The sequence below is a fragment of the Paenibacillus sp. FSL L8-0641 genome (assembly GCF_038006265.1).
Lineage (GTDB): Bacteria > Bacillota > Bacilli > Paenibacillales > Paenibacillaceae > Paenibacillus > Paenibacillus polymyxa_D.
In genome coordinates this window covers 1,219,412-1,234,464 of sequence record NZ_JBBOUW010000001.1, presented here as the reverse complement: position 1 = coordinate 1,234,464, position 15,053 = coordinate 1,219,412, and the positions used below count along the sequence as shown (strand labels likewise).

Annotated in this window: 14 protein-coding genes; all 14 read right to left on the bottom strand. The window is 48.7% G+C overall.

Annotation, left to right across the window (positions count from 1 at the left end):
* Positions 1 to 186: 186 nt before the first annotated feature.
* Entirely contained in the window at positions 187 to 498 is a 312-nt protein-coding gene (locus MKY16_RS05520; protein ID WP_340954499.1) for a hypothetical protein, read from the bottom strand.
* A 357-nt stretch (positions 499 to 855) separates the two neighbouring features.
* A complete protein-coding gene (locus tag MKY16_RS05515) occupies positions 856 to 1,188 on the bottom strand; it encodes an Imm8 family immunity protein (protein WP_340954497.1) in 333 nt (110 codons plus the stop codon).
* A 13-nt stretch (positions 1,189 to 1,201) separates the two neighbouring features.
* A complete protein-coding gene (locus tag MKY16_RS05510) occupies positions 1,202 to 1,783 on the bottom strand; it encodes a hypothetical protein (RefSeq protein WP_340954494.1) in 582 nt (193 codons plus the stop codon).
* Between the two features lie 388 nt (positions 1,784 to 2,171).
* Complete coding sequence (locus MKY16_RS05505; RefSeq protein WP_340954491.1) at positions 2,172 to 3,083, bottom strand: AraC family transcriptional regulator; 912 nt, start codon at positions 3,081 to 3,083, stop codon at positions 2,172 to 2,174.
* 148 nt (positions 3,084 to 3,231) lie between these two features.
* A complete protein-coding gene (locus MKY16_RS05500) occupies positions 3,232 to 3,891 on the bottom strand; it encodes a TetR/AcrR family transcriptional regulator (RefSeq protein ID WP_340954489.1) in 660 nt (219 codons plus the stop codon).
* Positions 3,884 to 5,083, bottom strand: a complete 1,200-nt coding sequence (locus MKY16_RS05495) for an MFS transporter (RefSeq protein ID WP_340954487.1) — start codon at positions 5,081 to 5,083, stop codon at positions 3,884 to 3,886. Before MKY16_RS05495 ends, MKY16_RS05500 begins: the two co-directional genes overlap by 8 nt.
* A gap of 143 nt (positions 5,084 to 5,226) precedes the next feature.
* The gene (locus tag MKY16_RS05490) at positions 5,227 to 5,883 is read right to left on the bottom strand and encodes a DJ-1/PfpI family protein (RefSeq protein WP_039269397.1); all 657 of its coding nucleotides are present in this window, start codon (positions 5,881 to 5,883) and stop codon (positions 5,227 to 5,229) included.
* A 319-nt stretch (positions 5,884 to 6,202) separates the two neighbouring features.
* Complete coding sequence (locus tag MKY16_RS05485) at positions 6,203 to 8,041, bottom strand: ABC transporter ATP-binding protein (protein WP_340954485.1); 1,839 nt, start codon at positions 8,039 to 8,041, stop codon at positions 6,203 to 6,205.
* The gene (locus MKY16_RS05480) at positions 8,022 to 9,758 is read right to left on the bottom strand and encodes an ABC transporter ATP-binding protein (protein ID WP_340957553.1); all 1,737 of its coding nucleotides are present in this window, start codon (positions 9,756 to 9,758) and stop codon (positions 8,022 to 8,024) included. The genes MKY16_RS05485 and MKY16_RS05480 overlap by 20 nt, the downstream gene beginning before the upstream one ends.
* A gap of 246 nt (positions 9,759 to 10,004) precedes the next feature.
* Positions 10,005 to 11,141 carry a homocitrate synthase/isopropylmalate synthase family protein gene (locus MKY16_RS05475; protein ID WP_340954483.1) on the bottom strand — a complete coding sequence of 379 codons (1,137 nt, stop codon included), beginning with the start codon at positions 11,139 to 11,141 and terminating at the stop codon, positions 10,005 to 10,007.
* Positions 11,119 to 11,883, bottom strand: a complete 765-nt coding sequence (locus MKY16_RS05470; protein ID WP_340954481.1) for a HesA/MoeB/ThiF family protein — start codon at positions 11,881 to 11,883, stop codon at positions 11,119 to 11,121. The genes MKY16_RS05475 and MKY16_RS05470 overlap by 23 nt, the downstream gene beginning before the upstream one ends.
* Before the next feature lie 94 nt (positions 11,884 to 11,977).
* Positions 11,978 to 12,367 (bottom strand): NifB/NifX family molybdenum-iron cluster-binding protein, encoded by a 390-nt coding sequence (locus MKY16_RS05465; protein WP_069291237.1) that lies wholly within the window; start codon positions 12,365 to 12,367, stop codon positions 11,978 to 11,980.
* Entirely contained in the window at positions 12,364 to 13,671 is a 1,308-nt protein-coding gene (gene nifN, locus MKY16_RS05460; RefSeq protein WP_340954476.1) for a nitrogenase iron-molybdenum cofactor biosynthesis protein NifN, read from the bottom strand. The genes MKY16_RS05465 and nifN overlap by 4 nt, the downstream gene beginning before the upstream one ends.
* Complete coding sequence (gene nifE, locus MKY16_RS05455; protein WP_340954474.1) at positions 13,661 to 15,022, bottom strand: nitrogenase iron-molybdenum cofactor biosynthesis protein NifE; 1,362 nt, start codon at positions 15,020 to 15,022, stop codon at positions 13,661 to 13,663. Before nifE ends, nifN begins: the two co-directional genes overlap by 11 nt.
* Positions 15,023 to 15,053: the final 31 nt, after the last annotated feature.

The window sequence follows — 15,053 nt, the reverse complement described above, 5'->3', positions numbered from 1 at the left end:
ACAACCTCTGAATTCATACCGATCTAAATCGGCAATGGTTCAGAGGCTTTTTATTGCTCATTTATAATTTACCCTCCCGCTTCTCCTTAAATCGCTTGAAATTATGAATGGGCTGTTTTTGATTAATGGATAGCGGCGGCGTATCGTTGACTAACACCGTTCTTTTTATAAGCAGCTCCCCGGCGGTTAAAGGCTGTGGCTTCCCGCGCCAGATTCCTTCTGCCCAGCACAGCCTCTTGATGGCACTCCTGCCAGCATGGATAAGCCTGCAGCCGCGCACTTCAAGGCACAGGTTGGCCCTTTCTTGGCGACGTCACAGCGAATGGAGGTAAGCTTGCTGTTCACCATTCGGACAGGCGTTTCCAACACGGGGACTGTGCCGATGATACTCAGCGCCTGCTGCGCTAGATTCAGCATCCCGCCCAGCAGGTTTGCCTTTGACGATGCAAGTGTGACAGGGGAAGCACCTGCCCTCTTCGCTGACCACCACCTGAGCATCCCCCGTTAGGTGAGCCCGCTCCAGATCTGCTAGCGCGCTTTTGGGCGCATGGGTGGCCTGTAAGCCTGAATTGACATCAGCGACGGCTTCGGTACAGAATCTAACTCTGTTGTTGTTCGTTCATCTTTTCTGCTACTACCTGTTCACGTTTTGCCATTTCATTCAACTCCTTCATTGATTTCTCTATACTAAAAGGGCTCACTCCTAACTCATAATTCAAATTGGAATAAGCCTTTGAAAGTTTATCAAGTGTGCTTGTCAAGTTTTAAAGCGTTTGGTTTGTTGGTTGTATATTGTACGATCTTGTTAATGGGATTGTAAACTCCGTTTACACAAACTATTTTTCAGACTCTTAACTACTCATCCATCTCCCAACGAAAGTATTTAGAAAGATTATGGTTTGCCTTATTAATATCATCATCTGAACACTTATTAATAATATGACTTAATGTTTCTTCAAGTTTTTTTTCATTAAAGTCACTTGTTATAATATGACCACGTCCTATGATGATACTACCTTGACCTACCATCCTGTCTAACCTTTTGGGACTAACTAGTTCAAATGAAAATAAGTCTGATGCTCCACTTATCTCTTTAGGGCCGATATCTACATGATAAGTAATATAAAAATCGTCTATATCTTCACCCCAATCCTCAAATATTTTTGTTAGAGCTTTTATAGCAAGCATTTAATGTGCCCTCCTAATCCAAAATATCAATATGAACATTTTTAATCTGTTTCGGTGCCCAAGTCTTATTATAGTCGTTATAGTTACGTTCTGTCCTAATCATGATATTTTCCTGAAAATTTGCTCTTACCATATTTTCTCCCTTCTTAAATTGAATTCTAAAAGCCCTCATTCCATCTACACTTGAAAAACCAACAATTTCACCTGTCGTTTTATTAAGAATATCTTTCCCCCCCTTACCTACCCATGCTTTACCGGCACTCATCGCCTCTGCACGAGTAGAACTACCAAGAGTTGATAATCCTTTTGATGATTGTTTAACTCCAAGAAGAATTTGAGAATTAGTCAAGTTATCTACATATCCAGAATGCCACCATTTAGGCTTGCCCGTCTCCTTAGTCCCAAGTTTAACTTCTTGCTGGAGTATATTTTTCGATTGCTGTTTCAATGGGACACTATCGGGAATTATTTCCTCGTTTATTTGTTTCTTGCTCGATTGTGAGAAAAACTGTTTAAATTCTTCTGCACTTGGGCCACGTCTTCCGCCTCGTCCATCAAATAAAAAAGGACCTTCCGTCATGTTAGATAATGACATCCACTTTTGCTCTTCTTGAGATATACTGCCTTACATTAAAAGTATCATGCGAAGCATTCTTATGATTGTAAAATTATAACTATTATAAGTGAAATAAGATACAAGACCTATTTTCATGCACAAAAATGGAAATTTTACTATCATTCAAATTCCTTTTATACAAGGTTAAATTTCCACATTTGCGAAAATGCGTCTTCATTTACATCGATATAAAGTTAATTTACATATCAGCCTCTTAAATTTAATTTCATCATATGAATTTCAACTCCCAAAAAATGATTCTTTTGAACCTGAATCCAATTGCCTATTTTCAAAATCAAAAAAAGCCTACCTTTTTATCAGGTAAGCTCCACGCGAATATGAATAAATCATAAAACTTCCTATATATTCAGTCCCCTTCCTCCTCCGCATAGTTCCTCACATTGCGCTCTACAGCAGAGCGGTATTCTACAGGGGTTTGGCCTGTGTGCTTTTTGAACAACATATGAAAATACTGCCTGCTGGCTACGCCTACATAATCGGCAATTTCTTGAATGGGAATGTCCGTTTGCTGAAGAAGCATACGGGCCTTGTCCATTCGCAGCTTCGTTAAATACGCGGTGAGCGTTAGCCCCGTATGTTTTTTGAAAATACGGTGCAAATAACCTGGGTGCAGATTCACGGCCGCCGCCATGTCCTTGACCACAATCTCTCGATCATAGTTCAGATGGAGGAATTCAATGCATCGTTTGATGTACATATCCGTTTGCTGCGTGTTGCTGCGCTCTGCCTCTTCCCGTAGACGTGCAATTCGTACTAGCAATTGCATAAAAAGCATCTCTGCCATTGCACCCGGCTGTTCTTTTCGTTGGTCCAGCTCCAGCACGAGACTTTTCAGCGCATAATATACCTCTTCCGGGTCTGATAGTACCAGATACGGGAACGGACGTGACATGAGAGTCGTGACCTCCTGCTCCTCCGTTGCGATTTGTCGGATAGACGGCCCTACTCTCACCCCTTCCGTAAAACCAAACTCTACATTTAGCATCCGGCACGGTTGTTCTCCTTCCACCACCAGTCGATGCGGTACACCTGCGTCCAGCATAATAAACTCGCCTTTACGCAGCGTGATGCTTTCTTCCGTGTTCTCTCCCGTTTGTACATCTACCCTGCAAAAGCCGGAAATCATGTACATAATTTCAGTGGAATGATGATCGTGGTAAGACATGGTATAGTCATGCCATTGCTTGTAATAGTAAGCAAAAAAACGGGGAATATAATCCCCGTCACGTAGCCGTGGCTCAAACAGACTTCCGTTCATCCCCGCACCTCCACTAAATAGATAAGGCTAACACGACAACGTATCTGAAATCGCTCTATTTTCACAGTTTAACAGACTGAGCCGTGTACTTCTATTTCATACCATTGGACGATCTATAATCCTTTGGAATGTAGCAGGCGACTTCTACCTAAAAGGTAGGGGATTCATCACTTTCTGGACTTAAATACTGAATCAACATCCCCACAAATCGGTTAGCAATTTCTATATCCTCAAGTTCGTTATTCCGTTCGTCCTTGGACGTCAGACTCATTTTCTGGAGTATACCCATCATAGACGTGAAGATAAAATGAGCGGTCTTCAAGGGCTCCGTGTCGGACTTTAATGATCCATCTTGGAATCCAGCTTCCAGAGCATCCATCAGGAAATGTTGTTCCTTTTCCCGGCTAACAAAATTGTTGTACTGTTCTTTGAGTTCTTGATTTGAATCATAAGCTTCGTAATGCAGATCGAATAAAAGAATAAACTTGATGTATTCCGGATGTTGCCAAGCGTAATTAATCCATGCATCAAGCATCGAAGTAAGCATCTCCTTACCGCTCATTTCGGCTGAAGGTGCTCTTCTAACAAATTCGGTCATGCTCTCAAGGATTTCCATCTGGACCTCAAAGATCAGTTCGTTCATGGACTGAAAGTGCTTATAGAATGTGACCCGGCTTACACCAGCCACGTTGCATACATCCTTAATATTAACTTTGAGAAAGCTTTGCTTCATAAAAAGTTCCTTCGCAGCCGCAATGAGTTCTTCCCGATTTTTGTTTTTCAAGTTCTGATGCCAGTTCTCAGTCATTCACAACCATCCGTTTCTCATTTTTCGATTTTTGTAAGGTTAAGAAAAGGGCAGATACAAGGATAAGTGCACCAAAAATATAAGGAATATGAATGTGTTTATCAAACAACAAGCCCGCTAAAATGGGCCCCAATATATTGCCTAGGCTGGTATACGTCGTATTCAATCCAGCGGCATATCCTTGGCGATCACCAGCTGAGTTCGCGATCATTGTACTTACCGTTGGCCTTAGGAAGGCATTAAAAGCAAAAAACAGAGCAGATACCGCCAGCAAATAACCTAGATTAATCTTAATGATCATTAACAGTAAAGCGATGGCTGTCATGATCAAAGAAAGACGTATAAGCTTCATCTCACCAAGTCTCTTGATGAGATAATCAAGTAGCCATATCTGCACAACGATGCCTATAATTGCACCAACCGTAATGATCATTGAGATTTTAGTGGCATCAAAACCATATTTTCGTTCCACAAAAAGAGCATACACTGTTTCGTAATTCATCAAACCTAATGTCATGATCAGAATGAGGAGAAGATAACGAAAATAGGATGTCCGAAATGAATTTAGGATTTGGTTGCGAATGGGTTCCCGGCGGATCCAATGGCTAGCGAGTTTTCGTTTTTCCTTGGGTAGTGTCTCTGGCATATACAAGCTAAGCAGCGTAGCAACAAGTCCAAGTCCACCAGCAAAAAAATAGGGCACCCTTATGCCAAACTCAGCGATCATACCGCCTAACCCCGGACCAAGCACCATCCCCAAATTCATGGAAGCACCCAAGTACCCCATCCCTTTAGCGCGAGTTTCAGGAGTGGTAATATCAGCAACATAGGCCATATTGGAAGGAACCATTAATCCAATACCCATCCCCCCAATAAATCGGGCAATATATAAAAGGGGCAATGTCGTAGATACAGCAAACATGAGATCAGAAATGACCGTTAAAAACAGACCGGTGATGATCATGGATTTTCGACCCCATCTATCCGAAAGCTGCCCACCTAGGGGCGAAAAAATAAACTGTGCTGCTCCAAATGCGGCAATAAGATACCCCGCAGCAGCTCCTGCCGCATTAAATTGTTTCAGATATTCAGGCAGAATGGGAATCACCATGCCTTGACCCAATAAAGCAATAAACAAATTCAGCATCAGAATGAAAAGCGGAAATGTAGCAGACTTAGGTAAGCTGCTCATGTTTGTAACCCCCTCCAACCCTTTACACTATGTAACCCTTTACTATGTGTAAACTATATTAGTTGAAATAGGGGGCATTGTAAATAAAAATACAAACCTATTGAGCCTAGCTAATACCGAAAAGAGATCTTGTTATTCTTGATTTACACATGAGGCTCCCTTTTTGCAAACTCTTGTAACATACCTCTTATTTGTTCTACCAATATAGCAGGTGCTTTCTTGGGTGAACCCGTGTCAAACGGAGGCTGAGGATCGTATTCCAAAATCAGCTGGACTCCTTTACTCATGTCTTCTCCCAATTCCCATGCTATTAGCTGGAGTGCCATATCAATACCAGAGGAGACACCGGCTGCTGTAATGATTTTGCCCTGACGAACCACTCTCTCATCTGTTGGAATGGCTCCAAGAGATTGAAGCAGGTCTAAGGAGCCCCAATGACTGGTGGCTACGGTTCCATTTAACAAGCCTGCGGCGCTCAAAATCAGAGAGCCATTACAAACCGACGTGGTCCATTTCGTAGTTTCATGTATTTGGCGAATCCAGTTTAACGTTTCTTCGTCATTCATTGGAGTTTTATAATTTGGCGGACTGCAGCCTGGAACAACAAGAATATCAGCTGAAGGTACTTCAGAAAAACTGTAATCGGCATGCAAATAACCCATATTTGAGTCCAGTTTGACTAACCCCTTTTTCTTAGCGACAAACTTCACTTCACATTTCAGTGTAGCAGCAAATACATCATATGGACCTATGGCATCTAATGCTGTGATTCCATCGAAAAGCATGATTGCGATTTTCATGATGACTCTCCTTTGAAGTGGGATTTTATTCTTGCACACCCATACTAACATACATATACGGGGTATGGGTATATTTAATTTTGTGAAAACACTGCTCGGCTTTCTTCATAGACGATATTGCCCACAACCAGAACAGTGACCTTTTGAAGTAATAATACGCTTACCAGCGTAAAAGCCTCTGCCCTCAAGGGGGTATGTTAATTTCAAACATCTCTTGTCACCAAAAGGCATACTTAAAAAGGGCTACCCCCAGGGTAGTCCTTTTTAGCATCATAAAGCTTCTACATCTTGCCTACAAATCTGTGAATCGAGAGCCGGCTTAAGAGCTTTGCTTACTCAATTGACCATAATATAAATCACTGTAAAAGCCTTTGTGAGCCAGCAGCTCATCATGAGAACCCTGCTCCTCCAGACGGCCATCCTTCAAGACCAGAATCCGGTCAGCCAGACGAATGGTATTCAGCCGATGTGCGATGACGAAACTTGTTCGACCCTGCATAAGCCGCTCCAGTCCTTCTTGTATCTTCATCTCAGTAATGGTGTCGATGCTGCTGGTTGCCTCGTCGAGTACAAGAATGGAAGGGTTGGCCAAAATAGCACGGGCAATAGCCAGCAGTTGTTTTTGCCCTTGACTGATGCCGCTGCCGTTCGCTTCCAGCACCTTGTCGTATCCGTCCTTCATCCGCATGATAAAGGAATGGGCGTTGGCCAGTTTCGATGCTTGTTCAACCTCCTCATCGGTGGCGTCCAGTCTGCCGAAGCGGATATTTTCACGAATCGTCCCCTGAAACAGGAAGGAGTCCTGTAGCACAAATGCCATGCGGGAGCGCAAGCTTTCACGCTGTATGGTGGTAATATCGCGTCCGTCCAGCGTAATCGTGCCCTTGTCGGGGCTATAGAATCTAGAAAGGAGCTGGATCAGTGTCGTTTTTCCTGCCCCGGTCGGACCGACCAGCGCGATCATTTCACCGGGTTTGGCTTCAAAAGAGATACCTTCCAGCGTAGCGCTTCCCTCATCATAACCGAAGGAAACATCCGTAAACCGCACCGCCCCCTCTACATGCCCTACTTCCACTGCACCGCGTTCATCCTTGGACTCTTCATCTTCATCCAATATTTCAAATACACGCTCAGCTCCGGCAATGGCGGACAGCAGGGTGTTCCACTGGTTAGCCAAATCGTTCAGCGGTCTGGTGAACTGGCGGGCATATTCTACGAATACAATAATTGTACCTATAGTAATGGAGCCGCGAAGGGCCAAAATCCCACCGATCCCCGCTACAATAGCAAAGCTGAGATTATTCAGTCCATTCATCAGCTTCGGTATAAAGCCTGAAATCGTTTGTGCCCAGAAGCCCGACAGCCGAATACGGTCATTGCGCTCGCCAAAACCATGGATGACTCTCTTTTCCTGCGAAAATGCTTTAATAATCTGCTGCCCGGACAGCGTTTCTTCGATGTATCCGTTCAGTTCGCCCACATTCTTCTGTCGTTCCTTATATAAGGGCCCGGTACGACGTGTAATCCAGCGCATCCCGGCAGCCATTAACGGCACCACGATAAAGGTCAGCAGGGTCATCAGTGGGCTTAACCACAGCATCACCGTGAGTGTACCGATTAGCGTCAATATGCTCGAAAAAATCTGAATGGCGGAGCTGTTGAGCGTAGAACTGACATTTTCGATATCATTGGTCAGACGGCTCATGATCTCTCCCTGCTGACGTTTGCCATAGAAAGGAATCGGTAGTCGATGCAAATGTGAAAACAGATCGAAACGCATACGGTACACCGTCTCTTGGGCAATCTCAATCATCCAGATATTTTGCAGCCAGGAGGTCAGCGAGTTCAGTAGATATACAGCCCCTAATCCGATGAGAAAATAAATCCACGTGCGTCCACCCGGACCTTCGAGAAAATCATCCACCGCTACACCAACGAGATATGGACCCAGCAGAGCCAGCCCGGAGCTGAGCAGCACCATGAACAGTACCAGCATCAGTTTGGCCTTACGACGAGCCAGATAAGCCCATATCCGTCCTAAGGTGCCAGACCAGTTTTTCGCTTTGGCCTTGCGGCGTCCTTCAGCTCCCGCCGGATTTCGCAGCACACCGGACGGCGGTGTAGGCTGACAGAACGGTTCAATGAGTTCCTTGAACATGCGACTCCTCCTTTCCATATTGTGATCCATAGATACGTCGATACAGATCCGAGCTATCCATGAGATGCTTATGACTTCCGCTTGCCATCAGACGACCCTCATCCAGCAGTAAAATCTGATCTGCCGATGCGGTCGAGCTGATTTTCTGCGTAATGAGAAATGTCGTACAGGACAGGCCATCGAGTGCATTCAGTAGTGCTGCCTCCGTCCCTACATCCAGCGCACTTGTGCTGTCGTCCAAAATCAGCACTGCCGGCTGGCGTACCAGCGCGCGGGCAATCGAAAGTCGCTGTTTCTGTCCGCCAGACAGATTGACGCCACGCTGCCCGAGCATCGTATCATAGCCTTGCGGCAAGCGTTCAATCATATTATGGATTTGCGCCATGCGTGCGGCTTCCTTAATTTCCTCCAGGCTGGCATTCTCCAGCCCCCAAGCAATATTATCCCGAATCGAGCCAGTGAATAGCAGTACCTCCTGAGGGACATAGCCAATGGCCTCTCGCAATATGGACGCATCCACTTCACGAGCGTCCTTTCCGTCAAAGCGCACATGACCTTCATCCTCTTCATAGAGACGCGTAATCAACTGCACAAGTGAGGATTTTCCCGAGCCAGTGGCCCCCATAATAGCTACCCGCTCGCCCGATTGCGCTTTAAAAGATATATCTTTTAGGACAGCCAGATCACTGCCCGGATAATGAAAGCTCACCCGGTCCATTTCCACCTGTCCCTCAATCCGTGTATGATGTGTTGAAACAGGCTCCAGCCCTTGCCTATCTTCATTAGATGTTTCCAATATCTCTCGGATCCGTCCCGTAGATGCAGTTGCCCGGGAAAACACAACAACGATACCTGATAAGGCAGACAAGGCTCCAATCGTCCGCAGTGAATAATTGACGACTGCGACCACCTGTCCTACACTGGCATCCCCAGTGGAAATTTGGCCGCGTCCGAACCAAAGTACTGCAATAATCCCAGCATTCATCGTAAACAAAATGAACGGCATCGTCGTTTCCGTCCAGCGTAGAGCGGACACCGTCCCTTTCATCAATTCGCCTCCGTAATGGGCGAAACGTTCGATTTCATGCCGCATCCGTACAAAAACCCGGATGAGCCGGATACCTGTCAGATTCTCCTGGATTACTCCGTTAACGTCATCCAGGCGACGCTGGACACCCTTAAATAAAGTGACCGTTCGCCGCATCATCACCAACACAAACACAAACAGCACCGGGGCCATAACCGCCAATAATAGTCCAAGCCTGAAGTGTACAACCAGTGCCATCACAATACTGCCGATGACTACAAGCGGAACCCGTGTCATAAACCGCAGGCTCATAAACACCGTATCCTGTACTTGCGTGACATCCCCGGTCAGGCGCGTAATCAGCGACGAAGTGGCAAAACGTTTAAACACAGGATACGAAAAGGATTGCACTTTACGGTACAGCTTTTCCCGCAAATCATAGCCGAAGCCCTGACTTGCATGTGAAGCAAAAAAAGAGCTGGATATCCCCGCCATAAAAGCGATAACAGCACTGCCCACCAGTACACTGCCCCATAACCAGACGACAGACAAATCCTGTTGCCGAATGCCCTCATCTATGATTTTGGAGATCAAATACGGCTGCGATAACTCTACCGTCAATTCCAGCAACATCATCACGAGCGCTGCGATGGCTGGAACCCGATATTTTTTTAGAAAAGAGAACATCATCCCCACAAGCATTCCTCCAATTGCCCATAGCCGTCCTTCCAGATCAGCGTGTAATGGTTACAAGATTCGAACCCGCCAGCTGTAAAACCATATATACGCACTTTATACAGCACTATATTTTATTATACCCTTCTGAACGGCTTCGTTTAACCAGCAAATTGGAGACCCCGGTTGCAGGAATTAACAAATATACAAAAAAAGCATTCCAGTCACGGTCACACTTACCGGACGGGAACGCCTTTTCGGTTATTTCGGCAGCTCAGCCGGATAATACTGCAGCCAGCGCCTTAAATCCGCGCTATGAATGACACGCTTGGGATCTTCACCGACTAGGCGAAGCCGCTCCAGCAGGAACTTGATTTCACCGGAGCCTGCCGCGATTCCTTCCTGCTCCAGCATATATTGAACTGCACTTCTGCCCGAATGCTTGCCGAGTACGAACGAATGGTCAGTGCCCAGCTCGGTCGGATCAAGGGCCTGGTAGGCGGCGCGCTCCTTTAGCAGACCGTTGATATGTATGCCGGATTCATGGGCGAATACCATGTCTCCCACAATTGGCTTGCCTTCGGGAATGATTCGGTTGGAGGCTTGGGACACCAGTGCAGCCAGCGGGTTCAGCAGTTCGGGACGGACGCTGCAGGTTCCTTGATATAGGTCCCTCCACGACATCACCACCTCTTCCAGCGCCGTATTACCTGCCCTTTCCCCAAGTCCCGACACCGTGGTACTGGCCCAGACAGCTCCCGCCTGCAAAGCTGCCAAAGTATTGGCAAGCGCCAGGCCATAATCATTATGACAGTGAATCTCAAGCTCCACATCCTGCGGCACGCGCGATACAAACCTGTCTATACGGGCAGCTATGGCAGCAGGATGGTGAACCGACAGCGTGTCGGCATATCTGAAGCGCCGGATACCATCTCTGTAGAGCTGATTCGCCAACTGCTCGAGGAACAGGTCATCTGCCCTTGAAGCATCCTCAAAGCCTACGGAAATAGTCAATCCTTTACACTGACCGTAATCGACAGACTTGCGGATCAGTTCTGTCACCTGCTCAGGATTCATACCCAGCTTGGCCTTCATCTGCACCGTCGACACGGGAACCGAAATATGGGCCCAGCCGACACCTGTCGATTCAGCTGCATCAATATCTGTGAACACCGCGCGATTCCAGGTCATTAGCTTCATCTGAAGTCCAAGAGCAGCAATTCTGGCAATAGATCTGCACTCCGCCTTTCCCATTGCCGGAATTCCGATCTCAGCCTGCTCCACCCCCGCCGAGTCCAGCATGATGGCAATTTCAGTCTTCTCCTCGGCCGAAAAGGCAACGCCCGGAGCCTGTTCTCCGTCACGCAGTGTTGTATCACAAATATGCAACTGACTCATCTGTATCCCCTCCCGTTCCGCAACACAGACAGCGTGAGTTGCGCTTGACCGCTATGGTACAGCTGCTCATATCCAGCACATTCATACGGTACATGCGGTCAGTGAACAGATTACCCGCATCTGTAATCCATTTGACCGCTTCCAGTGCAGCCATGCAGCCAATCAAGCCGGAGGTGGCTCCCAGGACCGGGAATCCCAGAGGTTCCCAAGGCTGTCCGCCTTCCGGGTAAAGACATTCCAGGCATGCCGTCTTACCGGGCTCAATGGTCATCAATGATACTTCATAGGCGTACATGGCCGCTTCTATCATCGGTCTGCCATGTCGAACACATAGTCTGTTCAGCGCATATCTTTCCGGAAAGTCATAACGTGCATCAATCACAATATCGGCCGCTTCTACCCATGATCCAGAGGATTCTTCCGTGATTCTGTGGGCGTGGCCCTCAAGCTCCGTCTCCGGATTGATACGATGCAAATGCTGTAATGCCGTCTCCATCCGTTCCTCCCCGATTCGTCCGCTGTCCATCAGCACCTGCCGGTTCATATCGGGCAGATGGATTACGCCCTCATGGGCCAATATCAGCTTTCCTACTCCGGCAGCGGCCAGATACATGGCCGCTGTCCCTCCCAATCCTCCGATGCCTGCAACCATAACAGTAGCCTGCTTTAGCCTGTTCTGACCTTCTACTCCCAACAGCTTCAACTGGCGTCCGTATCTACTGTCTTCCAGCAGCTGTACCATTCGTCCACCCCCTCCATGTGCGGCTCCCGCCTTTAAGATATTCGGTCCGCAGGATCTTGATAACTTATAGGGTTGCTCTTCCTTACAGGAGAGCTCATGATTCGGCTTTGCCGCTGCCCTCCTCAGCATGCAGGATTTTGGCAAGCCACATGGGCGGATTGCGAGCCAGCATATTCTGGAGACGCTGGACCTGCTCCTCAATGGTGCTGCCGAAGGCCACTTTCACAGGCATAATGGTCCGCTTGGTAACCTGTGCGGCGGCCGAAGCGCCAATCTGTACCAGAAAGATCAAGGCACAATCCTCAATCAGGCCAATTCGGCTGGCGATCTTGCCCGCCTCGTTCTCATCGCTCCCCAGGGCTATCCGCCGATGCTCCAGGAACTGGACGCCTGAGTGCCGGATTTCAAATACAGTGAACATAGGACTCTGCCCAAAATGAGCATTCACAAGCACGCCGTCTTCCGTCGCAAATGCAACCTTCATCCTCCCCTCCCCCTCTCGGCAAGCAATACATTGCCCACCTTATTCACCCACTCCATGGTTCCACGGTATCCGACGCTTACGGATGTGTGGGCGCCTAGCTCGTCATACACCGGCAAGCCTGCCGGTACGAATGAGGCCCCAGCCCGTGCCGCTCCCTTTCTTCCATGTGAATTGCTGATCCACAAATCAACACCCTGCGCGCTCTCCTCTGCATCATCCAGGTCACCGATCCAGACTTCCCGTTCTGTCTTTTGCAGTGCGGGCGTGCTGCAAGGTGTAATTAGCCGCTTCAGTTCCACTCCCATCTCCTCCAGCCAGGCTGCGGTCGACAGCATATGATCCGGTTCTAGCGCCACTACAGCCGAAGCGCCGGAATAATAGAAATGGGCATCCAGCATGCTGTCCAACAGATTTTCACGCTGCCAGCGAAAGCGAACGGGGGCTGGCTCGCGGCTGATCTTCTGCAGAAAATGTATGAACGCATCGCTCGCGGCCAAGCCAGACAGACCAGCGAACAAGTGGTAGGGAATGCCTGCGGCATGAGTCAGCCTGCGCGCCGGCCGCTCCATGCTCGCGCCAATGGCAATGGTACAGGAAGACTCCAGCATCTGGCAGGCTGAATCCAGCGGAGTCCCCCCTCTTGTCAAAGGGGAGAAGCCTGTCAGCAGGTGACCGGACAAGGAAGTGGAGATATCGGGGAGCGTAATAACCTCCAGGCCAAAGGAAGCGATAATATCCTTGATTTCCATGACATCTCCGGCAGTCAGATAAGAAGCCGGCAGCAGATTGACCTGCATCCGGCGCTGTTTTCTGGGGGACTTGCCTCCGGCCAACCCGAGTACAGCATCCATTAGGGACTCTACTGTACTACTGTAGCCCGTCTCCAGAGAGCCGTGAAAATCAGGCAGCGATACAGAAAACAGCAGACTGTCTTTCAAGGCCCGTTCTCGCTTGAACGCCTTTACCCTGGACTGAAAATCAACGCCTGCCACCTCGGTGAGGGCCGTGCTGATAACGCCGATGACATCTGGATGGTGTTTGGACCAGATATGATCCAGTGCCTCCTCCAGATTCCGGTCTGCATCAAATATAACGTCCATCTCTTGCAGCGCAGAGGTCTGAACGGCTATCGGCTCTCGAAAATGGCGAGTCAGCAGCGCCTTGGAGAAGGCCGAGCAGCCCTGAGCGCCGTGCAGCAGAGGCATTGAGCGATACATCCCCTGCAGAGCCAGCACGCCCCCCAAAGGCTGTCCTACCTTGAGCGGGTTGATACTGACAGGCTTCGTGGCGGATTTAATCAGCAAATTCCGTCTCCTCCTCCCATGGAGCTGGTTTGGCGGTCAGCTCCCACACCGGATGCTGCAGCGTATGCACAAGCTGTTTCGCCAGAGACAACAGCCCGTCATAGCCCGCATAGGCTTTGTGCCGCTCCTGATTGATGTCCACAAAAGGAATCTGTTCCTTAAGCGCCATATACATATTCCGACCCCCGGCAATGACCATGTCTGCCTTGCGGCTCCGTACGGTTTTGAGAATCTGCCGGGCACCGCCTTCCGGGATGTATTCCGCATCATCCCCGATACGGTCAGCAATCCGGGATACATCCTCGGCAGTGCTCTTGTTCGTGCCTACACCAACCACCTTAATGCCCAGCTCCTGCAAAGCCGTAATGACAGACCAGCTCTTTACACCCCCGGTATAGAGCACTGCCCGCTTTCCTTTCAACTGCTTGCGGTAGGGCTCCAGCTCCAGCGAGAGCCTCATTTCCTCCCGTGCGGCCAGCTTATCCACCCGTCGCTCTACATCACGATCTCCGGTCAGGTAAGCCATCTGGCGCAAGGAATAACTCGTCTCCTTTGCTCCATAAAATGAACCTTCAAAATAAGGAATGCCGTATTTACGCTCCATTTGGACTGCTAGGCCCAGCAAAGCTCGGCTGCATACGACCATGTTGGCCTTGGCACGATGCGCCCATCCCACCTCGCGGAACCGACCGTCCCCGGTAATTCGGGACAGAATAGTCATTCCCGTCTGCCGCATCAGCCGCTCGATATGCCACATCTCGCCCGCAATATTGTATTCTCCGATGAGATTGATATCATGGGAGGTTGTCTGTTCCGGCTCGGTGCTGCCGATAATATGCTGGAACAGCACATCTCCGGCCAGCCGGGTCCCGAGATTCTTGCTACCCACAAATCCCGGACTGTTCACCGGAATGATCGGCGTCCCCATCCGCTCCGATTCAGCCTTGCAGACCCCCTCGATATCTTCACCGGTGAGGGCTGTGACACATGTTGTATAGACAAACACAGCGGGAGGAGCAAAACGGCTGACAATGTAGCGAATCGATTCATGCAGCTTCTGTTCACTACCAAAAATGATGTCCTGTTCTCCAAGATCCGTAGTGAAACCATACGCCGACAGCCCCGGGCCGCTGGACAGGCTGCCTCTGCTCTCCCAGCTATTGCCGAGACACGCAATCGGCCCATGCACCAGATGAGCCGCATCTGCAATGGGGATCAGTGTAATCTGGGCCCCGTCAAAGGAGCAGCCACCCGAAGCCTCCCCCGGCACAGGCCGGGGACAGGGCGTGCTTTTGGGAATTTTGTTGCCGCAGAATACCTCCAGCCTTCCGTTAGACACAGCCGGCTCCATCCGCACACCCCCTTATTTCAGATAGAATCCA

What these genes read in the sequence shown, in the direction of transcription:
- MKY16_RS05490 (WP_039269397.1), bottom strand. Translation starts at nt 5,883, where the DNA reads ATGAAAATCGCAATCATGCTTTTCGATGGAATCACAGCATTAGATGCC.
- MKY16_RS05480 (WP_340957553.1), bottom strand. Translation starts at nt 9,758, where the DNA reads ATGATGTTCTCTTTTCTAAAAAAATATCGGGTTCCAGCCATCGCAGCG.
- MKY16_RS05485 (WP_340954485.1), bottom strand. Translation starts at nt 8,041, where the DNA reads ATGTTCAAGGAACTCATTGAACCGTTCTGTCAGCCTACACCGCCGTCC.
- MKY16_RS05495 (WP_340954487.1), bottom strand. Translation starts at nt 5,083, where the DNA reads ATGAGCAGCTTACCTAAGTCTGCTACATTTCCGCTTTTCATTCTGATG.
- MKY16_RS05520 (WP_340954499.1), bottom strand. Translation starts at nt 498, where the DNA reads ATGCTCAGGTGGTGGTCAGCGAAGAGGGCAGGTGCTTCCCCTGTCACA.
- MKY16_RS05470 (WP_340954481.1), bottom strand. Translation starts at nt 11,883, where the DNA reads ATGGTACAGCTGCTGGAAGACAGTAGATACGGACGCCAGTTGAAGCTG.
- MKY16_RS05515 (WP_340954497.1), bottom strand. Translation starts at nt 1,188, where the DNA reads ATGCTTGCTATAAAAGCTCTAACAAAAATATTTGAGGATTGGGGTGAA.
- nifE (WP_340954474.1), bottom strand. Translation starts at nt 15,022, where the DNA reads ATGGAGCCGGCTGTGTCTAACGGAAGGCTGGAGGTATTCTGCGGCAAC.
- MKY16_RS05510 (WP_340954494.1), bottom strand. Translation starts at nt 1,783, where the DNA reads ATGTCATTATCTAACATGACGGAAGGTCCTTTTTTATTTGATGGACGA.
- MKY16_RS05475 (WP_340954483.1), bottom strand. Translation starts at nt 11,141, where the DNA reads ATGAGTCAGTTGCATATTTGTGATACAACACTGCGTGACGGAGAACAG.
- MKY16_RS05465 (WP_069291237.1), bottom strand. Translation starts at nt 12,367, where the DNA reads ATGAAGGTTGCATTTGCGACGGAAGACGGCGTGCTTGTGAATGCTCAT.
- MKY16_RS05500 (WP_340954489.1), bottom strand. Translation starts at nt 3,891, where the DNA reads ATGACTGAGAACTGGCATCAGAACTTGAAAAACAAAAATCGGGAAGAA.
- MKY16_RS05505 (WP_340954491.1), bottom strand. Translation starts at nt 3,083, where the DNA reads ATGAACGGAAGTCTGTTTGAGCCACGGCTACGTGACGGGGATTATATT.